Annotated in this window: 20 protein-coding genes; 14 read left to right on the top strand and 6 right to left on the bottom strand. The window is 32.5% G+C overall.

Annotation, left to right across the window (positions count from 1 at the left end; genetic code table 11):
- The first annotated feature begins 1 nt into the window (after position 1).
- The 5 genes from FYJ81_RS08020 to FYJ81_RS08000 all read left to right on the top strand — a co-directional run bounded on the left by FYJ81_RS08020 (position 2) and on the right by FYJ81_RS08000 (position 7,546).
- Complete coding sequence (locus tag FYJ81_RS08020; RefSeq protein ID WP_119517607.1) at positions 2-1,939, top strand: PTS fructose transporter subunit IIABC; 1,938 nt, start codon at positions 2-4, stop codon at positions 1,937-1,939.
- Positions 1,940-2,108: 169 nt separating this feature from the next.
- Positions 2,109-3,269, top strand: coding sequence for an N-acetylglucosamine-6-phosphate deacetylase (gene nagA, locus FYJ81_RS08015; RefSeq protein WP_119517608.1), 1,161 nt, complete (start codon positions 2,109-2,111; stop codon positions 3,267-3,269).
- Positions 3,270-3,567: 298 nt separating this feature from the next.
- The gene (locus FYJ81_RS08010) at positions 3,568-4,920 is read left to right on the top strand and encodes a hemolysin family protein (RefSeq protein WP_119517609.1); all 1,353 of its coding nucleotides are present in this window, start codon (positions 3,568-3,570) and stop codon (positions 4,918-4,920) included.
- A 258-nt stretch (positions 4,921-5,178) separates the two neighbouring features.
- Entirely contained in the window at positions 5,179-6,018 is an 840-nt protein-coding gene (locus FYJ81_RS08005) for an aldo/keto reductase (protein ID WP_154409550.1), read from the top strand.
- A 532-nt stretch (positions 6,019-6,550) separates the two neighbouring features.
- Complete coding sequence (locus FYJ81_RS08000) at positions 6,551-7,546, top strand: glycosyltransferase family 2 protein (RefSeq protein ID WP_154409549.1); 996 nt, start codon at positions 6,551-6,553, stop codon at positions 7,544-7,546.
- Positions 7,547-8,196: 650 nt separating this feature from the next.
- On the opposite strand, the gene FYJ81_RS07995 is transcribed toward FYJ81_RS08000, so the two are convergent.
- The 5 genes from FYJ81_RS07995 to queC form a co-directional block, all read right to left on the bottom strand.
- Positions 8,197-8,451, bottom strand: a complete 255-nt coding sequence (locus FYJ81_RS07995; protein ID WP_107384458.1) for a GlsB/YeaQ/YmgE family stress response membrane protein — start codon at positions 8,449-8,451, stop codon at positions 8,197-8,199.
- A gap of 63 nt (positions 8,452-8,514) precedes the next feature.
- Positions 8,515-9,108, bottom strand: a complete 594-nt coding sequence (locus FYJ81_RS07990) for a hypothetical protein (RefSeq protein ID WP_107504984.1) — start codon at positions 9,106-9,108, stop codon at positions 8,515-8,517.
- Positions 9,109-9,350: 242 nt separating this feature from the next.
- Positions 9,351-10,067, bottom strand: a complete 717-nt coding sequence (gene queE, locus FYJ81_RS07985; RefSeq protein WP_107504983.1) for a 7-carboxy-7-deazaguanine synthase QueE — start codon at positions 10,065-10,067, stop codon at positions 9,351-9,353.
- Positions 10,060-10,485, bottom strand: coding sequence for a 6-carboxytetrahydropterin synthase QueD (gene queD, locus FYJ81_RS07980; protein WP_107384455.1), 426 nt, complete (start codon positions 10,483-10,485; stop codon positions 10,060-10,062). Before queD ends, queE begins: the two co-directional genes overlap by 8 nt.
- 1 nt (position 10,486) lies before the next feature.
- Positions 10,487-11,158 carry a 7-cyano-7-deazaguanine synthase QueC gene (queC, locus tag FYJ81_RS07975; RefSeq protein ID WP_154409548.1) on the bottom strand — a complete coding sequence of 224 codons (672 nt, stop codon included), beginning with the start codon at positions 11,156-11,158 and terminating at the stop codon, positions 10,487-10,489.
- Between the two features lie 250 nt (positions 11,159-11,408).
- On the opposite strand from queC, the gene FYJ81_RS07970 reads away from it, so the two are divergent.
- From FYJ81_RS07970 to FYJ81_RS13270, 7 genes are all read left to right on the top strand, one after another.
- The gene (locus tag FYJ81_RS07970; RefSeq protein WP_154409547.1) at positions 11,409-12,002 is read left to right on the top strand and encodes an anthranilate synthase component II; all 594 of its coding nucleotides are present in this window, start codon (positions 11,409-11,411) and stop codon (positions 12,000-12,002) included.
- Positions 11,986-13,125 carry a chorismate-binding protein gene (locus FYJ81_RS07965; protein ID WP_107386255.1) on the top strand — a complete coding sequence of 380 codons (1,140 nt, stop codon included), beginning with the start codon at positions 11,986-11,988 and terminating at the stop codon, positions 13,123-13,125. The genes FYJ81_RS07970 and FYJ81_RS07965 overlap by 17 nt, the downstream gene beginning before the upstream one ends.
- A complete protein-coding gene (locus FYJ81_RS07960) occupies positions 13,125-13,733 on the top strand; it encodes an aminotransferase class IV (RefSeq protein ID WP_119517614.1) in 609 nt (202 codons plus the stop codon). Before FYJ81_RS07965 ends, FYJ81_RS07960 begins: the two co-directional genes overlap by 1 nt.
- 434 nt (positions 13,734-14,167) lie before the next feature.
- Positions 14,168-14,875 (top strand): 5-oxoprolinase subunit PxpB, encoded by a 708-nt coding sequence (gene pxpB, locus FYJ81_RS07955; protein WP_154409546.1) that lies wholly within the window; start codon positions 14,168-14,170, stop codon positions 14,873-14,875.
- On the top strand, positions 14,863-15,867 hold the full coding sequence (locus FYJ81_RS07950; RefSeq protein ID WP_107384448.1) for a biotin-dependent carboxyltransferase family protein: 1,005 nt from the start codon (positions 14,863-14,865) through the stop codon (positions 15,865-15,867). Before pxpB ends, FYJ81_RS07950 begins: the two co-directional genes overlap by 13 nt.
- A gap of 974 nt (positions 15,868-16,841) precedes the next feature.
- Positions 16,842-18,782, top strand: coding sequence for a polyglycerol-phosphate lipoteichoic acid synthase LtaS (gene ltaS / locus FYJ81_RS07945; RefSeq protein ID WP_107384927.1), 1,941 nt, complete (start codon positions 16,842-16,844; stop codon positions 18,780-18,782).
- 181 nt (positions 18,783-18,963) lie between these two features.
- Positions 18,964-19,146: a hypothetical protein gene (locus FYJ81_RS13270; RefSeq protein ID WP_308811681.1), complete on the top strand. Its 183-nt coding sequence runs from the start codon at positions 18,964-18,966 to the stop codon at positions 19,144-19,146.
- A gap of 128 nt (positions 19,147-19,274) precedes the next feature.
- Here the strand turns inward: FYJ81_RS13270 and FYJ81_RS07935 are convergent, their stop codons facing one another.
- Positions 19,275-20,093, bottom strand: a complete 819-nt coding sequence (locus tag FYJ81_RS07935; protein WP_154409545.1) for a ZIP family metal transporter — start codon at positions 20,091-20,093, stop codon at positions 19,275-19,277.
- 112 nt (positions 20,094-20,205) lie between these two features.
- Between FYJ81_RS07935 and FYJ81_RS07930 the strand changes: the two genes are divergently transcribed.
- Positions 20,206-22,086 carry an ABC-F family ATP-binding cassette domain-containing protein gene (locus FYJ81_RS07930; protein ID WP_107384930.1) on the top strand — a complete coding sequence of 627 codons (1,881 nt, stop codon included), beginning with the start codon at positions 20,206-20,208 and terminating at the stop codon, positions 22,084-22,086.
- 13 nt (positions 22,087-22,099) lie between these two features.
- Complete coding sequence (recQ, locus tag FYJ81_RS07925) at positions 22,100-23,878, top strand: DNA helicase RecQ (RefSeq protein ID WP_107384931.1); 1,779 nt, start codon at positions 22,100-22,102, stop codon at positions 23,876-23,878.
- Positions 23,879-24,135 lie beyond the last annotated feature (257 nt).

Below are 24,135 nucleotides of genomic sequence, written 5' to 3'. Positions count from 1 at the left end.
GATGAGAATTACAGAGTTATTAACTCAAGAGACAATAGCTATGGATCTTTCATCAACTGATAAGAATGGTGTCATAGACGAATTAGTGAATCAACTGGATAAAGCAAAGAAATTAAACGATGTATCAATTTTTAAAGAAGCTATTTATAACCGTGAAGCGCAAAGTACGACTGGTATTGGAGAAGGTATTGCGATACCACATGCTAAAGTAGCAGCGGTAGATACGCCTGCCATCGCTTTTGGTAAATCTAAAGCGGGCGTAGATTATCAAAGTTTAGATATGCAACCGGCACATTTGTTCTTTATGATTGCGGCTCCAGAAGGTGGCGCACAAACACATTTAGATGCATTAGCAAAACTATCAGGTATTTTAATGGATGATAAAGTACGAGAAGATTTACTAAATGCAACGTCTCCTCAATCTGTGTTACAAATCATTGATAAAGCTGATGATGAAGCTACAGAAGAAGTAGAAGAAGATACTGAAAGCTCTGTTGCACCAGCTGACACAAATGAACCCTATATATTAGCAGTTACAGCTTGTCCAACGGGTATAGCGCATACTTATATGGCTCGAGATGCTTTGAAAAAACAAGCTGAAAAAATGGGCATTAAAATAAAAGTTGAAACAAATGGATCTGGCGGTATAAAAAATCATCTCACGAATGAAGATATCGAACGTGCTACTGGTGTTATTGTAGCGGCAGATGTACATGTTGAAACAGCGCGTTTTAATGGCAAGAATGTTGTTGAAGTACCGGTAGCTGATGGTATTAAACGCCCAGAAGAATTAATTAATATTGCTCAAGATACTTCTCGTAAACCGTTTGTAGCGAGTGCTGTTTCAAGTAAAGTACAATCAGAAAGTAATGAAAAACAAGGTGTGGGCAAGACAATTTATAAACATTTGATGAACGGTGTTTCTAATATGCTACCACTTGTTATAGCTGGTGGTATTTTAATGGCTATCGTGTTCTTATTTGGTGCAAACTCGTTTGATCCAAAAAGTTCAGATTACAACGCATTCGCAGAACAATTGTGGAATATAGGTAACAAGAGTGCCTTTATGTTAATTATTCCTATACTTGCTGGTTATATAGCACGTAGTATAGCGGATAAACCAGGTTTCGCAGCTGGTTTAGTTGGTGGTTTGTTAGCTAGTACAGGTGATTCAGGCTTTATCGGCGGCATACTTGCAGGTTTCTTAGCAGGTTATTTAACATTAGGCATCAAGAAATTAACAAATGGTATGCCACAATCTCTAGAAGGTTTAAAACCAACTTTAATTTTCCCAGTATTCTCTGTATCTATAACAGGTTTACTGATGATTTATGTTTTAAATCCTCCAGCATCTTGGTTAAATAATTTATTGCTGAATGGATTACAAAGTTTATCAGGTACTAACATTATGCTATTGGGTCTTGTTATTGGTGCGATGATGGCTATTGATATGGGAGGTCCATTTAATAAAGCAGCTTATGTATTCGCTGTAGCTGCATTGACAGAAGGTAATGCAGCACCAATTACAGCAGCGATGATTGGCGGTATGGTGCCACCGATTGCTATTGCAACAGCAATGTTACTGTTCCGTAAAAAATTCACTAAAGAACAAAAAGGTTCTATTGTTCCAAACTATGTGATGGGGCTATCCTTTATTACTGAAGGAGCAATTCCATTTGCCGCAGCTGACCCTATTCGTGTAATCCCGTCTATGATGGTGGGTTCAGGTGTAGCAGGTGCAATTGCATTAGGTTTAGGATCATCCATTCAAGCACCACATGGTGGTATTATTGTTATATTAGGAACAGACTTTAGTCACGTATTGCAATCATTGATAGCAATCATTATTGGAGCTATCATAGCAGCAGTTATTTATGGTATGTTAAAACCAAAATTAACTAAAGAAGAGATACAAAATTCAGAAGCGATGAATGATTAAAATTACAGAGATTCATAAAGAAAAGCCAGAAGAAACTCATGATTGAGTGAAACTTCTGGTTTTTTATTATTTGCTTTTGAATATAATATAAGCGTTGAATTTGGTAAAATAAATTACAAGTGATGCAAGAAAATTTTAACCTAAAATAATTGAAAAGAAGGTAATATAAATGGTTGAATATGTAATTGAAAATGGACGAATATATACTGAAACTGAAACCATTGATTGCGGTTATATCATCATTAAATCTGGTAAAATTGCTGGTTTAGGTGTAGGAAAGTATGAAGGTGATTTACAAACGATAGATGCACAAGGGCATCATATTCTACCTGGTTTTATTGATATTCATATGCATGGTGGTTACGGGGAAGATGCAATGGATGCATCGATGACGGGCTTAAAACATTTGTCAGAGTCATTGTTATCTGAAGGTACAACGAGTTATTTAGCAACTACAATGACACAATCAGATGAGAATATTACAAATGCGCTCAAAAATATAGCTGCATATCAAACACAACAAGATACGTTAAATACAGCTGAAATTGTGGGTGTCCATTTAGAAGGTCCGTTTATTTCTGAACATAAAGTAGGCGCGCAAAATCCTGGTTATGTCCAACGGCCTTCAGTGGAAAAATTAAAATACTTCCAAAATATAGCGAACAATCACATCAAAGTTATCACATTTGCACCTGAAGTCGATGGCGCTAAAGAAACATTGGCAGCTTTTAAAGATCAAATTATATTTTCAATTGGACATACAGTTGCGACATTTGATGAGAGCAATGAAGCGGTGGAAAACGGCGCCAAACACGTAACGCATTTATATAATGCTGGTACACCTTTTGAACATAGAGAACCAGGACTATTCGGTGCGGCATGGGTTAATGATAAATTGAACACTGAAGTTATTGTCGATGGGATTCACTCACATCCTGCTGCTGTAAATATCGCATATAAACAAAAAGGAAATGAACATTTCTATTTAATTACAGATGCTATGCGAGCAAAAGGCATGCCAGATGGAGAATATGATTTAGGTGGCCAAAATGTCATCGTAAAAGACTCGGAAGCACGTTTAGTTTCAGGAGCATTAGCAGGAAGTATTTTAAAAATGAATACTGGTTTGCATAATCTTCTTAAATTTACAGGTGATTCATTGGATAATCTATGGCGTGTCACTAGTTTGAATCAGGCAATTGCTTTAAACATTGACGATAAAAAAGGTAGCTTAAAAGCGGGTAAAGATGCAGATATTGTCATCGTGAACGATGATATTGAAGTTCAAACAACTATCAAAAATGGTGAAATACATCAATTTCTTAAGTAATCATTATTTTAGAATAAATAAATATTATTTAGGACAAATGATGTAAAATTTAGAAAGTTGACGCGAAGGTAATTTTGCGTTTAAATGGTATACTAGGTGAATATAAATTTTAATATGTATAAATTACTTTCGAAACAACTATTATGATAAAATAAAAGAAATGCGTATTTTTAGGGAGGTGTTACAATGGGAAGGATTTAGCATATAATACAAACTTTAACAATTATATAATATTTTATAAGCAGTCACCTATTGTGACACAAAATTTGGAGGTGAATCCCTAGAAATAGGGAACTAATTGGAAACAGTGACCATAATAAATTTAGTAATATTCTTTTTTTTAATAGCATTAACTACAGTCTTCGTAGGATCAGAATTCGCATTAGTTAAAGTGCGTACTACTAGGATTGAACAACTTGCAACAGAAGGCAACGGTAGTGCACGTGTTGTTAAAAAGATGATTAAAAACTTAGACTATTACTTATCAGCATGTCAATTGGGTATTACCGTGACATCTTTAGGATTAGGTTGGTTAGGTGAACCAACATTTAACAAGTTGCTACACCCATTATTTGAATTAATCCATTTACCTGAAGCACTAACGACAACTTTTTCATTTATAGTAGCGTTTATCATTGTGACATATTTGCATGTTGTCTTGGGTGAATTAGCACCGAAAACGCTTGCTATCCAATATACCGAAAAATTGGCACTATTTTATGCTAGACCGCTATATTATTTCGGATTTATAATGAAGCCATTAATTTGGTTAATGAATGGTTCAGCAAGAATGATTATTCGTATGTTTGGTGTGGATCCTGATGCAAATAATGATGCTATGTCAGAAGAAGAAATAAAAATTATAATAAATAATAGTTATAATGGCGGAGAAATCAATCAAACAGAATTAGCATATATGCAAAATATCTTTTCTTTTGATGAAAGACATGCTAAGGATATCATGGTACCGCGTACACAAATGGTTACACTAAATGAGCCATTTAATGTAGATGAATTATTAGAAACAATTAAAGAACATCAATTCACGCGTTATCCAATTACAGAAGATGGCGATAAAGACCATGTAAAAGGGTTTATTAACGTAAAAGAATTTTTAACAGAGTATGCTTCTGGTAAACCGATGAAAGCAAGTAACTATATCCACGATTTGCCAATGATTTCCGAAACTACTAGAATCAGTGATGCGCTTATCAGAATGCAGCGCGAACATGTTCACATTAGTTTAATTATTGATGAATATGGTGGTACTGCAGGTATTTTAACCATGGAAGATATATTAGAAGAAATTGTCGGTGAAATTCGTGATGAGTTTGACGATGATGAAGTCAATGATGTTCTCAGACTAAGTGATAATAAATACCAAATTAACGGTAGAGTGTTATTAGATGATCTAAACGATCAATTTGGTATTGAATTTGAGGATTCTGAAGATATAGATACAATTGGTGGTTGGTTACAAGCACATAATACCAACTTACAACCAAATGATTATGTAGATACACAATATGATCGTTGGGTAATATCGGAAGTGGATAATCATCAAATTATCAATGTTATCTTAGAGTTTGAATATCATGAAACACGTCCAACTCGAGAAGAAGATGAAGACGAAGAAAATAGTGATAATTAAGCTGCGAATGATGATAATTCAGTGATGTTTGAGTTTTTAACATAGCAATTATCATTTGCTAGCAAAATATCACCATATATTTTGCACCATACGCATACAACTTGTATTATAAAAATGAGTAAGTATTGCAAAAACTGGGACATCAATCAATGTCCCAGTTTTTTTATAATCATCTTAATAGAAAAATTATGTGAATAGGGTTTTTTTATTTAAAGGATGAAAATATATATTTATACTAATAAAGAGGAGGATAAATTTATGATAGAAGATACATATTATTTAAATAATGGTTATCCTATGCCGAAAATCGGTTTGGGTGTTTACAAAATCACTGATGAGGAAATGGAAAAAGCGATATCTAGCGCTTTAGATATCGGTTACCGTGCTTTTGATACAGCTTACTTTTATAAAAATGAAATTGCATTAGGCAACGCTTTGAAAAAATCCGATGTACCTCGTTCTGAATTGTTTATTACTTCAAAGATATGGAATGATTATCAAGGATATAATAAAACAATTGAATTTTTCACAAAATCTATAGAGAATTTAGGCACTGATTATTTAGATTTATTTTTAATACATTGGCCATGTGAAGAAGATGGACTTTTTATTGAAACATATAGAGCGATGGAAAAATTATACAAAGAAGGTCGAATACGCGCAATTGGTGTATGTAACTTTAAGCAACATCATTTAGAAAAATTGATGGCTGAGACAGAAATTACGCCTACAGTAAATCAGGTGGAGGTACATCCTTATTTCAATCAGCATGAATTACAAGATTTTTGTGATAAGCATGATATCGCCGTGACAGCTTGGATGCCGCTCATGCGAAACCAAGGTTTACTTGAACATCCTATCATTGTTGATATTGCCGAACGTTATAGTAAAACACCTGCGCAAATCGTGTTGCGTTGGCATTTAGCACATAACCGTTTGATTATACCTAAATCTAAAACGCCAAAACGTATTAAAGAAAATTATGAAATTTTTAATTTTAATTTAGAATTAACAGACATTGCTGAAATCGATAATCTAAATCGAGATGCACGTCAAGGTAAAGATCCTGATCAAGTGCGTATAGGTGATTTGAAATAATTTATTTAAAGTAGCAAGTTTAAATCGTTTTATCAGCATGTGTTGCTGAATAATAATTACAAAATTAATAAGTGGCAATTATAATCAATGGTCTATTTTCTGTAACATATTCCTAAAAGGTTGTAAGCCGATTATTTTATATCGTGTAAGATAGAGAATCGTTTTAATGACACTTAATTCTCTATCTTATTTTTTTAATTTTACTAATATTAGGTTTTGTTTCCATTTCTGACAAATAGTTGATAAACTAGATGGACAAAGTTACAACTTTTTACAAAAAAGATATAGAGCAATATTTATGTATATATATAATCTGTTTTATTAGAAAAATTTGAAAATTGTATTTTAGATTTTCTTTATTATACAAATCATTGATGTTCTCTGTTTTAGCAATTTTTTTAAAAGCGTGTAAGTTTTATAATTGAATATTAAGGAAATATAAAAATTATGTAAATCTAAATGAAAAGAATGGCGAAATAACTGTAAATATTGGTAAAGTGAAATTGAAGTAATTGAAATGAAGGTGTTTATTATGCAGATAAGAGTTATAGTGCCATGTTATAACGAAGGTGAAGTAATATTAAAAACATACCATAGGTTAACTGAAATACTAGAAAAAGATAGTCTTAACCGTCACTATAACTATGATTTACTATTTGTAGATGATGGTAGCCATGATAAAACGATTAATTATATTCAAGAAATGGCAGCTCATGATGAACATGTGAAATATATTTCGTTCAGTAGGAATTTCGGTAAAGAATCAGCGATGATAGCCGGTTTCCAACACAGTGTGGAATGTGATGCTGTTGTGATGATTGATGCTGATTTACAGCACCCGCCAGAGCTTATACCACAGATGATTGATAGTTATTTGGATGGCTATGATCAAGTCGTCGCAAAACGTGATAGAACAGGTGAAAAACGTTCGAGAAAATTTTTAACTAAATGTTATTATAAAATGATTAATCACTTTGTTGAGGATATTAAATTAGAAGATGGCGTTGGAGATTTTAGGTTGCTTAGTCAACGCGCACTACACTCACTAACATCGTTAAATGAATATAATCGTTTTTCAAAAGGATTGTATGAATGGATAGGTTATAATACTAAGGTTTTCACTTATGAAAACGTTGAAAGAGAAGAAGGTACATCTAAATGGTCATTTGGTAAATTATTAAACTATGGAATAGATGGCTTGATTTCATTTAATAATAAGCCGTTACGGGCTATGATTTATTTAGGACTTATCGTATTTTTTGTGAGTCTACTTTATATTGTATTTAGTTTTGGTAATATTATGATTAATGGTGTGAAAACACCAGGGTACTTTTCAACAATTGCAGCTATTTTATTACTTGGAGGTATCCAACTTATTTCAATAGGTATTGTAGGCGAATATATCGGTAGGATATATTATGAAGTAAAACAGCGCCCAAAATATATTGTTCAAGTAACTAATTTGAAACCAATACACAAAACAACAGGACTGGGCTCTGAAATAGAAATGTCTGAATATCCAGAATAAACAGAAGAAAATAATGAAAACAGAATAAATAGAGAAGAGCATTTTTATGTACCGTCACATAAGGTGGAAACTGAAAAAAATAAGACGCTCGTTAAACACAGGTAATTCTAGCTCTCAGTCTATGCTAAAAGCGTAGGTTGAGGGCTTTGTGTATAAACAGAATGATTATCACGATTTTGACCTTACATGCTTGGAGATATGATTTGAGGCTGTAGTCTTTCACGCATATCAATCTCAAGCATTAGCACATTACAAAATTGTATAAGAACCAAATTAGTTAAATACTCTTAAAAGCAAAAATAAAAATGTTATAGTCAAAGAAATTTTGATACAGAAGTAATGTTTAGTTTTATAAAGGTTGTTTTAGATTTTAGGTTATTGTTGAACCCATACACACAAAGTGAAACAATAACTAAGGTTTATACGAATGACATTTTACGAAAGATAGATCATAAACCCTCAAGATAATAACACTTTAAAAAACAAAAAACGCCAATTTCTATAGTATGTTAATAGAAATTGACGCTTATTTTTGTTTTAGATTTTAGTATTCCTGAGTGCTTTCACTATATAGTCATCTTCTGTCGATATAGAAACTATGACATTAAGTTTCAGGAATTTCTTTTAAAACTAAAAATTTAACAAACCAATTATTTTTTACGTAATTTACCCAAAATAAATGATAAAAGGGCAACAAGAATAATTGTTCCAAGTAGTGCAGGGAAGATAGCGATACCGCCTAAGTGCCAACCCCAATCACCTAATATCCATGAACCTAGTGCAGAACCTACGATACCAGCAATAATATTACCTAAAATACCTCCTGGGATATCTTTACCGACGATACCACCAGCAATCCAGCCAATCAAACCGCCGACAATTAACATAATAATAAATCCAAACATAAGTATACCTCCTTTTTAAATATCATCATCAATTACTACATACCACAAAATATAATTTGCTAATCATTTTTTTGAAAAAAATATATTCTGCCATAATAAAAAAAGTAAGAATAATAAATGTACAATAATAAAGGCATACCAATAAGGTGTTAATAAAGGCATGATTGTAAAAGATAATACAATAATAATTTGCCCAATCACTACTGGTTTTCGAATACGATTCAAGATTTTAATTTGTTCTTTTTCATGTGTTTGGAATGTACTATAGAACAATAAAGTTGCACCTATGAGAAAAATAGCTGGAGCTAAATACGGAATGGACATATAGTAAGAATCTTTACTTGTATCGAATGAAAGGATTAAAGACGTACTCATGATAATCGTTAAAATAAAACCAATAAATTTTTGATCAGTTATCACATATGTTTTTGTTTTTTTATTGAGATACAATTGCAATAATGTCCAAATAATCAATTGGGTGCAAGTGTAGAATGTTATGTAATCGTATTTACCAACAAAGACTAAATTGATGATACTGTTAATAGTTATTGATAAAAGTATAGAGCTAAACTTAAGTTGTTTGAAATTCTGACGATATAAATCAATACCGAGTATGATTACTACCGCAGCTATATTTATGATTATATTTATTAGCATGTTGCTCTCCTAACCTAGATACTTCACTGCAACATTATATCAATTAAGTTAGATTTAATCATTTAATAACAGTTGATGTTTTAAAAAATTATAAGTCATTATCCGACATATTGTAAAAATGTTATTATTTTTAATAATTATATTTACAGTGACAATCATTGCTATATTTAATGTACAAAAGAAAAACCGGTTTATTGTATAGACAAAGAGCATTATACAACGAATCGGTTGATTTACTCAATTTAAACACCTTTTTTATTACTCCAAAGTAAAGTGTGTAATTGAGGTAATACATATACATTATTCATGTCACTACTATCCATAACACGATTAACAAGGGCTTCATATAGTGAAAGTAACTTTTCTGTATGAGATTCGACATATTCTCCATCTAGATATGGATTCCCAACTTGTAAATAAAATGGCACATTAGGATATCTATGATGAATCATTTTTGCGAATTCAAAGTCATCGTCATCAAAAATAACTATTTTGAGATTGAGTGTTTCTGGCTTACATTTAGCAATGACATCATCTAATATAGGTAAATTTGGTTTCATCATTGAACTAGGTGGTTTTGGACTAATTGTTAAATCATCAATTTGTGTCATCCATGGCTGGAATTTGCTTCCTTGGGTTTCTAAAGCGCTTTGTATACCTTTTTCTTCGAATAAATCGACTAAGGCTTGAATACCTTTTATTAAAGCTGGATTACCTCCTGAAATTGTTACGTGGTTAAATGATTCACCTGCAATGTCATATAATTTCTCATAAATCTCTGTTGCATCCATCATGCGTATTTCTTCTTTAGCACTGCCATCCCATGTAAAACTGGAGTCACACCAACTACAACGGTAATCACATCCGGCTGTACGTACAAACATGGTTTTACGACCGATTACACGGCCTTCACCTTGTATCGTTGGACCAAAAATTTCAAGCACAGGTATTTTACTCATCATTTAGCTCCTTTGGTCGATATATGACATAACTTGTTGGCGTTTCTCTAACATAAACTTGTAAGCATTGTGGTTTGTTTGGTCTTTGATCTAATGAGGATTGGACCATCTCATATATCGTTTGTGCAACAATTTCAGTCGATGGACTTTTACCTTCAAATTGAGGTAACTCATTCAATAATTGGTGGTCGAATTGTCCGTGAACGAGTTGCTTCAATTCACTAAAATTCACTAAAAATCCATTATGGTCTACGGTATCTCCACCGATTGTTAAGTTGACAAAATAAGTATGTCCATGCGTACGCATGCATTTTCCAGCGTCTTCACTTGGGATATAATGTGCAGCTGAAAAATTAAAATCCTTATTAAGTTCAAATTGGTAATTGTGGTTCACACTCGGATAATTTTGTTGGAACATATTAATTCGCTCCTTTTTCTTTTAAATAAGCATTAAGACCACGTGCGCGTAATTTACAGGCAGGGCATTCGCCGCAACCTTCACCAATAATACCGTTATAACAAGTTAACGTTCGATTTCTAACATAGTCTAATACACCGAGCTCATCACTCAATGCCCATGTTTGCTTCTTATCAAGCCACATTAACGGTGTATGAATAACGAAATTTTTATCCATAGAGAGCGAAAGTGTAACGTTCATTGACTTTATAAAGTTATCCCGACAATCAGGGTAACCAGAAAAGTCTGTTTCACATACGCCTGTGATAATATGTTTTGTATTTGTTTGATAAGCTAGGGCGCCAGCAAATGATAAGAACAACAAGTTACGTGCAGGTACAAAAGTGTTTGGCATGCCGTCTTCATCTTCATCTATATCGATGTCATGTTGTGTGAGTGCATTAGGAGTGAGTTGAGATAATAGTGACATATCAAGTACATGGTGTTCGACTGCTTGCTCCTTGGCGATTTGTTTTGCAACTTGAATTTCTGTATCGTGCCTTTGTCCATATTCAAAAGTTACTAAGACTACTTCATCAAAATGTTTTTTTGCCCAAAATAAACAGGTTGTACTGTCTTGGCCCCCGCTAAAAACGACGATGGCTTTATTATTGTTTAATGGCTGTTGTGTCATTATAGTTTACACTCCTTAAAATATCGTGCTAGCTTTGCCATATAAAACTTATGACGCCATAAAAAAACGCCTATCTCTATAAAAAGATAGACGTCGTTCAAGTGTCTAGTTTTTTATAGAGGGTGTCAGCTAGAAACCTCTGTTATATTTATACCGTGACTAGAATAATACATTTAAGCTGTAAAATCAAGTTGAGATTTGGGATAATGACTATATTAGAACAATATATAATTATAATTGAGGTGATTCAATGCTACTTGTAATCGATAATAAAGACTCATTTACCTATAATATCGTGGACTATTTCAAACAATGTTATTCAGAGGCAATCACAGTGATTGATGTGGACGAAATTAATATAGAAAAGCTGATCAATATGAAACCGTCAGCAATTGTAATATCGCCAGGACCGGGAACGCCGTCAGATTATCCGATTTTAAATGAAGTCATAACACAATTTATGAACCATGTACCGATTTTGGGTGTATGTTTAGGATTTCAACAAATTATTACTTATTTTGGTGGGCACATCGTAAAGAACTATAAGCCTGTCCATGGCCATACAACTTTAATTACGCATACAGGCAAAGGTATTTTTAAAAATTTACCAAAATCATTTAATGTAATGCGTTATCATTCATTAATGGCTGATATACATACATTTCCTGGAGAGCTAACCGTGACAGCAACCAATGATAAAGGGATTATTATGGCTTGTGAACATCGAGTATTTGCTGTTTATGGTGTCCAATACCATCCCGAATCATTTTTGAGTGAATACGGTATCGACCAAATTAAATTATTTATTGAAAGTGTGGAGGCACATCATGCAAGTAAAATTTAATTATCAATATTACATAAATGAAACACAAACCGAAACTTATCAATACCTATTTAAACAATGTGTATGTAAAAAAATAGCATATCAAAAGCAGGACATTGGAGCAGTCATTCAATTTGCTGAATTACATCAAGGCAAAGGGGAGTATGTAGCTTTATATTTACCATATGAAGCGGCAAGTTTTTTTAACGATCAGTTAGCAACAGTAACTCCCGATGGGGTATTCGTTTATGCTGCTGCATATGTATTTGAAGCAGTAGACGATGGCATAAATGAGCAAAATGTTACATATCAGCGTAAATATAACTTTGAATTTCAATATGAACATGCGCAAATGATTGAACATATAAAACAAGTACAAAAAGCGATTGTTGAAGGCAATACATATCAAGTTAATTATACAACGAGATTGAGTGATGATATACAAGGTCCGATTTCTGAACTTTACCATGTACTACAGGGTGGGAATCATGGCCATTATTCAGCACTGATTGATACAGAAGAAGTTCAAATTGCATCATTATCACCAGAGTTATTTTTTCAATATGGGCCCTTTAAAAATCAATCAAATATTGTATTAAGCAAACCCATGAAAGGGACAATAGCTAGGGGAGAAACAGAATTAGAAGATAAGGAACATTTTGAAAAATTAAGAAACTCTACCAAGGATAGAGCGGAAAATGTAATGATTGTTGATTTGTTGCGTAATGATATAAGTAGAGTAGCCAATACTGGAACAGTTAAAGTATATAAACCGTTTCATATTGAAAGATATCAAACAGTTTATCAAATGACATCCATGGTAACTGGACAATTACCAAATCATATGCGTTTATTGCGTGTTCTAGAAGCCATTTTCCCCTGTGGTTCAATTACCGGTGCACCGAAACTGAATACAATGAAATATATTAAACAATTAGAGCAAACACCAAGAAATGGTTATTGTGGAACTATAGGCTTATTGCTACCTGATGGGAAATCTATTTTCAATGTACCTATTCGAACAATTCAATATATTAATGGGAAAGCTGTTTACGGCGTTGGAGCAGGTATTACCATTGATTCTAATCCAGAATCTGAAGTGCAAGAATTTATAGATAAGACAAAAATATTGGAGAGATTATAATGCAGTTATTTGAAACATTACGATTAGATTCTGGCAATTTTTCAAGGCTGACATATCATTATGACAGAATAAAACATTCGGCAAATCAATTCCAAATGACTTTCGAAGATGAGCAATGGAACAAAACGATTTCGGAAATTGAAGGCTTATATTTTACAGGAACTTATAGAGTGAAAATTATATTACATCCTAATGGTGTTTTTAAATATGAAGTTGCTGAATTACCTCAAAAAGATAGCTTTACGGCAAAAATTGTACCATTAACCCCAATTCAAGATAAACGAGTACTTACGAATAAAACAACAAATAGGGATCATTTAGCGCATAATCATGAAACTGATCTCATCTTACTCTATGACAAATCAGGAAAAATATTAGAATTTGATATTGGAAATATTATGATCAAAGAAGGAAACTATTATTATACACCAGTATATAATGAAGACTTTTTAAAAGGATGTAAGAGACAAGAGTTAATAGAAGAAGGTAAATTAATTGAAAAAGATTATAGTTTGACAGATTTTAAGCACAAGTTAAGGCAAAATCAAATTCAAGTTTTTCTGATAAATAGTTTGAGAGAGGTTGCCGATGTTGCAATAAATCTATAGAATATAGAAAGTATAAGAAAAATATTAATTTTAATTCTAATAATTGTGATAAAACGTTGTTGCGAGTGTGTTTGATATCAATAGTTGGAAATATCAAATATGCCACACATAGATATGGTTTAACTGTATGAGGTGAATTAAGATAAACAAAGTTATACGAGTCTTAAAAAATCTAATGTCAGCAAGCGAGGCAAAATAATGATATTGATTTGGATCTTATTAATTATTACGCTAATCGGCCTTACAAAATGGTATGTAACCTATTTAATGAATCAACATAAATATTTTGCTACTAAGTTGATCATCACTATTTCATGTGCTATTCAGTTGATATTTATCTATGGTTTAGTTAAAGAATTAATACGCTACTTAACACAAATATTAAATGTATTTTATCGATAGTCACAAATAGACACAATAGATGAGGTGAATTTATGAAGATATACAGTCAAGGTGACCAAGCAATTGTGGTTTCTATAGAAAAAGAAGTCTCCAAAGATTTAACTGACGATCTACTCGCGTTAAAAACATATCTTGTTAACAAAAATTATCCTTTTATTACAGAAATTGTGCCAACAGAGTCAGATATGATGATTTGTTATGACGCTAGAGATATGATTAAACATCACAACATAAAATCACCATTTTTATATATGAAAGCATTGTTGCAATCTGTGCAATTAGAAATAAAACATGTAGAAGAGGCGTCTGAACCAATTCAAATACCTGTAGTATATGGTGGTGAATTTGGTCCAGATTTAGCGTCTTTGCTAAAATATTATAAAATGGATTTCGACAAATTTGTAAAATTACATACAAATTCGAACTTTTTCGTATCAATGATGGGCTATTCTCCAGGATTTCCATATTTAACAGGGATGGATAAGCGTTTATTTGTAAATCACACAGGTGGTAAAAAAGCATTTATTCCTGCGGGATCAGTAATCATTGAAGGTAAGAAAACAGGTATTACTACGATTGATACTTATGGCGATTGGCTAGTGATAGGTTATACGCCAGTTGAATTATTTAATCCACATCAAACAGATTTTACGACTTTAAAATTAGGTGATAATGTGCAATTTCAAGCTATGACAGTAGAAGCATTGGATTTAGGAGGATTTAAACCATGTCAATCATAATAGAAAATGAAGGATTGTTCTCAAGTTTTCAAGATTTTGGTCGTATCGGTTTTGAACACAATGGTGTAATCCCAAGTGGTGCTTTAGATCCATTATCACATGAAATTGCTAATCGGCTAGTAGCCAACGATAAACATGAAGCAACATTAGAAATGACCAATAGAATGGCTAGTATTCGTTTTACTGAACCAACTTTAATCGCATTAAGTGGCGGCAGTTTTAAAGCTAAAACCTCTAATTTAAAAGTCTTACCTAATAAACTTTATTTAATGGAAAAAGGTGATGTACTTGAGTTTACAGAGACTTCACGGACCTCAAGAGTTTACTTAGCTGTTGGTGGAGGGTTTGAGTTAGACGAATGGTTGGGTTCTACTTCTACTGATTTTATGTCTAAACTAGGTGGATTTCATGGTCGCAAACTAGAAATAGGCGATGAAATCAATATGAAACGTGATTATACAGAACGTCACCACAAACTTTTCGAGAATCTTGAACATACACATCAAACAGATTGGGGTATAGATGGCTATGCACTTTCTTTTAATTATATGTCCGATGTATTTCATGTCATTAAAAACAAAGGAACAGAAGATTTTAACCAAGATGCTTTAAATCGTTTTACTTATGGGGAATATAAAGTGACAAGTAAAGCGAATAGGGTGGGCATGTATGTTGAAGGTCAACCTGTTAAAGCATTTTATGAAGATATGCCTGCACATCAATCTGTACAAATAGGAACGATTCAAGTTAAGAGGGATGGTACACCTATTATATTGTTAAATGACCATTACACATTGGGAAGCTACCCGCAAATAGGGACAATCGCCAGTTATCACTTAACGAAGTTAGGCCAAAAACATCCTGGTACTAAGTTGAAGTTTCAATTCATAGATGTTGAAACTGCAGAAAAGAATTTAATAAAATATACCAATTGGTTAAATCAACTGTTTCATGGCATTGAGTATAGAATGCAATTAGAAATGTTAAAATAGTATACGCAATCAAAAAATAAAACGTATTAGTGTATAGCAATACGTTTCGAAAGTGTTCATTTAAAATTAAAAATCTTTTAGCCATAAAATAATTATTATATCAATATGTCTTTTGGTTAATGAATTTTAGAATGTATCCAAACCTTAGGTGATAAATTACCTGAGGTTTTTTACATTAGATGATTTACTCAATATGCATAAATCTTAGACAATGTTTGGCTAAAATATAGTTCTGAAATTTTATTTGTGATACATATTCAGTGATTATTCGATAGACATTCAGATATAGTGATTAATTCTTAAATATTTGAACTCATTTATCTAGTATAATAAACGGTAATCATGTTGAATATGATAAGATTAAGTAATTACATAAGTCATTCAGTATAAATTAACCATTATCTAAATAGGTCCAAGGCCTGATTAATTTATTAAATAGAGCAAGTATAATTATAAAGGAAATTTAAATTTTAATCTTCTTTTAATCATGTATTCACAATAGGTTAATGATACCTTCATAAAACGGTTAAATCAGCGTTTTTAATTAAAAAAAGTGTGTTTTTACTTGATATTAGACAAGAATTGCTTTATATTTATTAATTGAACTATAATCGTTTTATTACAAGGATGTTACAGAGTGAATGCAGTGTAAAAACGATGTAAAACATAATAAAATGCATTAACATAATTTACATTACAACAAATATAATTTTTCAAAAAGAATCAATAAATTTCGTTAAAAATAAAAATTGCTACTTTATAAAAATAAATTAGTGACAAAAGACAAAAAGATGTGTTTTAGAGGAAAGATACAGGATGTCACCCTATTTTTCTTACTTAAATTTTAACTTTCGCAAATAACGATAAAGACATTGTTAGATAATCTAAGCTACGCATTAACAATGATTACAAAGCATTTTAATTGGGCTAGGTATTAGCACCAACTTTTATTAATTTATATCGGGGGAACAGACATGAGTCTACACAAAAAGAAACTAACTCTTTTTGCGTTTTTTATTTTAACTGTATTAACAGTTACTGCTAAAACGTATTTTTCATACTATGTTGACTTTTCTTTAGGTGTTAAAGGGTTAGTTCAAAATTTAATCTTATTAATGAATCCATATAGTTTAATTGCATTAGTATTGAGTATTTTCTTATTCTTCAAAGGTAAGAAAGCATTTTGGTTTATCTTTATAGGCGGTTTTATTTTAACCTTCTTATTATACGCAAATGTTGTATATTTCAGATTCTTCTCAGACTTCTTGACTTTCAGTACGTTAAATCAAGTGGGTAATGTTGAATCAATGGGTGGTGCTGTATCAGCTTCATTTAAATGGTATGACTTTGTTTACTTTATCGATACAATCATTTATTTATTTGTATTAATATTTAGACAAAAATGGTTAGACAAGCGTGTGTTTAGCAAAAAATTTGTTCCAGTGATTATGGCAGCATCTGTTGCATTATTTTTCTTGAACCTAGCTTTTGCTGAATCTGATCGTCCGGAATTATTAACACGTACATTCGACCATAAATATTTAGTTAAATACTTAGGTCCATATAACTTCACAGTTTATGATGGTGTAAAAACGATACAAAATAATCAACAAAAAGCATTAGCAAATGAAGATGATTTAACTAAAGTCTTAAATTATACGAAACAAAAGCAAACACAGCCGAATCCAGAATACTTCGGCGCGGCTAAGAAAAAAAATGTGATTAAAATACACTTAGAAAGTTTCCAAACTTTCTTGATTAACAAAAAAGTAAATGGTGAAGAAGTTACACCTTTCTTAAATAAACTTTCTACTGGTAATGAAGATTTTAGATACTATCCAAACTTCTTCCATCAGACAGGACAAGGTAAAACTTCAGACTCAGAGTTTACAATGGATAATAGTTTATATGGTTTACCACAAGGTTCGGCATTCTCACTTAAAGGTGATAATACGTTCCAATCATTACCAGCGATTTTGCATCAACAACAAGGTTACACATCTAGCGTGATGCACGGTGATTATAAAACTTTCTGGAACCGTGACCAAGTTTATAAACACTTTGGCGTAGATAAATTCTATGATGCAACGTACTATGATATGTCAGAGGAAAATCAAGAGAATTTAGGTCTGAAAGATAAAGAGTTCTTTGATGAATCAGCAGATTATTTAGCGAAGGAAAAAGAACCTTTCTATAGTCATTTGATTACACTAACGAACCATTATCCGTTCACTTTATCTCCAGAAGATGCATCAATTGATAAACCAAATACTGGTGATTCAACAGTTGACGGTTATGTACAGACAGCGAGATATTTAGACGAATCGCTAGAACAATTTGTAAATGAATTGAAGAAAAAAGGCGTCTATGATGATTCAGTTATCATGATTTATGGTGACCATTACGGTATTTCAGAAAATCATAACAAAGCAATGGAAAAATTATTAGGTGAAGACATTACACCAGCTAAGTTTACAGATTTAAATCGTACAGGTTTCTGGTTGAAAATCCCTGGTAAAGAAGGTACTGTTGATAAAACTTATGCTGGACAAGCAGATGTAATGCCTACATTACTACATTTAATGGGTATTGATACTAAGAATTATCTCATGATGGGTACAGACTTATTATCAAAAGATCATAATGATACTGTGCCGTTTAGAAATGGTGACTTTGTAACGAAAGATTACAAATATGTAAATGGCAGAATATATGATAATAAAAATAATGAGCCAGTAACAGAAAAACCTAGTGATTTTGATAAACGTAAACAACAAGCTGAAAAAGACTTACAAATGAGCGATGATGTCCTAAACGGTGACTTAATGAGATTTTATGATAATCCTGATTTTGATAAAGTGAAACCATCAGATTATAAATATGAAGTAGGTCCAAAAGGACAAGAGAAAAAATAATAACTAATTAAGCCCTAATCCATTATTTAAAATGGTTTAGGGCTTTTATATATGTAAGCGTATTGAATGGTGTTTTATAGTGAAGTTTAAGAAGGACAGGATAACGGATTAATCCATATCCCGAACAAGCACTTACGTTTAAAATAGCAAAAAATGAATGCTAAAAAGGGCTGGGGTATAAATCTCCATTCTCAAAATAAGATTGCCTGAGATATATAGTTCTTGGATAAATATGACGTATTCTGGCGAGACGCTTGTGGGAACAGGACAAGCTGAAGACTATAGCCTCAAGCTGTCTCCTAGGAAAGCGAGCCAACAATACGAAATATTGAATAAAAAAAGGCACTCAGATGAATTGAATTAAATCATCTGAGTGCTATTTTTCTAGGATTTATGTCCTAACCTCTTTATTTTGAGCTTGAGATGGTTGTCCCAGACTCATCATTTTTATTTGAAGAAATGGATCCAAGTTATTTCTTTTTCTTTTACCTTTTATCCAAGTGCAACGTCTAAAATCATCATAATAGTAAAACCTAGCATTAAACTTAATGTTGCTAAATCAGTGTTATTACTAGCTTGAGAATCTGGTATAAGCTCTTCTACAACTACAAATATCATTGCTCCAGCGGCAAAAGCGAGTGCATAAGGTAACATAGGCGTAATGAAAAGCACTGCAGCAGCGCCTATTGTAGCAAAAATGGGCTCAACAATTGCAGATGCTTGTCCGTAGTTAAATGCTTTCCATCGTGATGCGCCAGCAGCTCTGATAGGCATTGAAAGTGCAGCACCTTCGGGGATGTTTTGAATCCCGATACCAATTGCTAAACCGAGTGCGCCTAAAAAAGTTGCTTGGCCATTACCAGCTACTACGCCACCAAATGCTACACCAATAGAAAGACCTTCTGGTATGTTATGCAATGTAATAGCTAATACAAGTAATGTATTTTTATTGAGTTTTTTCGTTCCTACACCTTCTTGGTATTGGTTAGAGTCTTGGGTGTTTGGGTGAATGTGTGGAATAATTAAATCTAACGCGCGTATAAAAAAACCGCCCAATAAAAAACCTATTGCTGCTGGTAACCATGCAAAAGATGATCCAGAACCGTAATCGATTGATGGTTGTAATAGAGACCAGAAACTTGCAGCAATCATAATGCCTGCAGCAAATCCTTGCATTGAATTCAGTATTTTATCATTTACTCTTTTAAATATAAAGACTGATGCAGCACCTAATGCAGTCAATAACCATGTGATGATACCTGCGATTAGTGCTTGGATAAAAGGAGGTAAGTCTTGGAAAAAATCTGACATAAGCTACGCTCCCTTGTATCATTTGAGTTCAAAAAGGTGTATAATATATAGAACTGAAATTAAGTTTAACAGAATTAATTATAATTTTCGATATTAAAAAGGATGTTGGACGATGGAAGCCTACAAAATTGAACATTTACATAAATCTTACGCTGATAAAATCATTTTCGATGATTTACATCTGTCTATTTCTGAAGGAGAAAAAATAGGTCTTGTAGGTATTAATGGTACAGGCAAAAGTACTTTGTTAAAAGTAATCGCTGGTTTGGATGAAGACTTCGAGGCAGAGGTCTCACATCCTAATGCATATCGCATACGTTATTCTTCTCAAAAACAAGAGTTTGAAGGAGATTTAACTGTTTTTGAAGCGGTATTAACGTCAGAGACAAAGACACTTCAGGTGATTCGCTCATATGAAGCTGCTGTAACAAAATATAGTGAGACGCAGAATGAGACAGATTTTCAACAAATGATGCAAGCACAAGAAGCAATGGATACATATCAAGCTTGGGATTATAGTGCTGAAATTAAGACTATTTTATCAAAGCTAGGCATCAATGATACGACTAAAAAAGTGAGAGAACTTTCAGGTGGGCAACAAAAACGTGTTGGTCTTGCTAAAACACTTATAGAGCAACCAGATTTATTACTTCTGGATGAACCTACGAACCATCTAGATTTTGAGTCAATCAACTGGTTAATTAATTATGTTAAACAGTATCCGCATACAGTGCTGTTTGTAACACATGATCGTTACTTTTTAAATGAAGTATCATCTCGCATTATTGAATTAGATCGTGGTAAATTAACTACTTATCCAGGTAATTATGAAGATTACATTGCACAACGTGCTGAAAATGAAGTTGTTGAGCAAAAACAACAAGCGAAACAGCGCGCATTATATAAACAAGAATTAGCTTGGATGCGTGCAGGAGTAAAAGCGCGTTCTACAAAACAACAAGCACGAAAAAATAGATTTAAAGATTTAGAACACGATGTGAAAAACCAACAACAACAAGATAAAGCATCTTTAAATCTTGCGTATTCACGTTTAGGTAAACAAGTTTTTGAACTTGATAACGTGTCAAAATGTATCGGCGATAAAATATTGTTTGAACATGTCACTGAAATTATTCAAAATGGACAACAAATTGGTATCGTCGGACCAAATGGTGCTGGTAAAACAACATTGTTGAATATTTTGAATGGTGATGACCAAGCGTTCGAAGGGGAATTGAAAGTTGGTCAAACTGTTAAAGTTGCTTATTTCAGACAGACTGAAGCACGTTTAGACCGGGACATCAGAATGATTGATTATTTGCGTGAAGAAAGTGAAGTAGCGAAAGAAAAAGATGGAACTGCTGTGTCAGTTACGCAATTATTAGAACGCTTTTTATTCCCAAGTGCAACACATGGTAAAAAAGTTTACAAATTATCAGGTGGAGAACAAAAAAGATTGTATTTATTAAAATTATTAGTGCATCAACCTAATGTTTTATTATTAGATGAACCGACAAATGATTTAGATACAGAAACGTTAACTATTTTAGAAGATTATATCGATACGTTTGGCGGCACAGTTATCACGGTGAGTCATGATCGCTACTTTTTAAATAAAGTTGCTCAAGAATTTTGGTATATTCATGATGGAAAAATAGAACGTATCATAGGAAATTTTGATGACTATGAAGCATATAAAAAAGAAATAGATAAATTACAAACGCAAGAAAAACAACAAGCTAAAGTGAAACCAACGTATGAAAAGAAAAAGAAAAAAGGTTTATCGTATAAAGAAAAACAAGAATATGAAACAATTATTGCGCGTATTGAAACAACCGAGCACAGATTAGAAGAAATCGAGCAAGAAATGGTTGAAGCAAGTTCTGATTATGCTAAAGTAAAAGAATTAAATGAAGAACAACAAAATCTTAATATGTTGTATGAAGAAGATATAACAAGATGGAGCGAACTTGAAGAATTAAAAGAACAATGAGGGATTATATAACATGGAAGCAACATTATCACATTATTTTGGCTATGACACATTCCGTCCAGGTCAAAAAGAAATAATAACTAAAGTAATGGATCATCGTAATGTGCTTGGCGTTTTACCAACTGGTGGGGGAAAATCAATTTGTTACCAAGTGCCAGGATTAATGTTGGGTGGTACGACAATCGTAATCAGCCCATTAATTTCACTTATGAAAGATCAAGTTGATCAATTAAAGGCCATGGGGATTCGCGCAGCATATTTAAATAGTAGTTTGACTCAAAAGCAACAAAAAGAGATTCAAGCACAACTAAAAAGTGGAGAAATTCAATTTTTATATGTTGCACCGGAACGTTTTGACAATGCTAATTTTATGCGCTTATTACAGCAGTTAGATATACACTTAGTTGCCTTTGATGAAGCCCATTGTATTTCAAAATGGGGACATGATTTTAGACCAAGTTATCAGGAAGTCATCCATAAGGTTTTTGCCTTGCCACAAGATTTTTCAATTGTAGCATTAACAGCAACGGCAACAATTGAAGTACAAAAAGATATTATGGATCGTTTAAATATCGATAAGCATGACGAAATTAAAACAAGTACAAAACGACGTAATTTAATATTTCAAGTTAATCCAACGTACCAACGTCAAAAGTTCGTATTAGAATATGTTAAAGATCATCAAAAAGAAGCAGGCATTATTTATTGCTCGACACGTAAACAAGTAGAAGAACTACATGAAGCACTTGAAAACAATAAAATTAGTAGCACAATATACCACGCTGGTTTATCCAATAAAGAGCGTGAAGCAGCACAAAATGATTTTGTATATGATCGCGTGCGTGTCGTTGTAGCAACGAACGCATTTGGTATGGGTATTGATAAATCTAATGTGCGATTTGTGATTCACTATAATATGCCTGGTGATTTAGAGTCTTATTATCAAGAAGCGGGACGTGCTGGTCGTGATGGATTGAAGAGTGATTGTATTCTTTTATTCAGCGATAGAGACATTGGATTACACCAATATTTCATTTCATCTTCAAAAGCAGACGATGATTACAAAGAAAAAATGGGTGAAAAATTGAATAAAATGTTGCTATATACGAAAACTAAAAAGTGTCTAGAAGCAACACTTGTACATTATTTTGAACCTAATGAAAAACTAGAAGAATGTGAACAATGTAGTAATTGTGTTAGAGAAAATAAAACATATGACATGACGAACGAAGCGAAGATGATAGTGAGTTGTATTGCACGTATGAAACAGCAAGAAAGTTATAGTGTCATTATTCAAGTTTTAAGGGGCGAAGACTCTGATTACATTCGTTATTGTGATTATAATCAATTGACAACGCATGGTATTATGAAAAACTATACGACTTCTGAACTCAGTCATCTTATTGATGAATTGCGATTTAAAGGATTTTTGAATGAACACGATGAAATATTAACCTGTGATGTTTCTGTAAAGGAACTGCTTAATAACCAAATTTCGATATATACAACACCATTTAAACGCAAATCAAAAGAAAAGGTTAACATCAACACTGTAGAAGGTGTAGACCGTGCTTTATTCGATGAATTAGTTGCTGTACGTAAACAATTAAGTGAAAAATTAACTATTCCACCAGTAAGCATTTTCTCAGATTTCACTTTGGAAGAATTTGCAAAGAGAAAACCAGAATCAAAACAAGATATGATATTAATTGATGGTGTTGGAAGTTATAAATTAAAACACTACTGTCCAATATTTTTAGAAACAATACAATCTTATAAAGCTCAAATTTAGTTGAGCAAATAATTGTTTTTAGAATATATAATCCCATATACTTAATTTTAACGGTATTGGTATTTTACATTGAAATGATTGCAAAAAATACGAAGTTAATTTGACAACGATTAATATACTATACAGGCACAAATGTAATAGTAATATTGATGAGTTTGAATTAACTTCGTATTTGTTTTATTTAACTGTGATTAAAAAGGTTAAATTGTTAGTAAATCGGTTATGTGTTAACTATGTGAATTTTTTTAAGTGATAGT

The organism is Staphylococcus sp. McC-251-APC-3A2 (assembly GCF_009695665.1).
GTDB classification, from domain to species: Bacteria; Bacillota; Bacilli; order Staphylococcales; family Staphylococcaceae; genus Staphylococcus; species Staphylococcus cohnii.
Note: the sequence above shows the minus strand (reverse complement) of the source record. Positions and strands in the feature narration are given on the sequence as shown.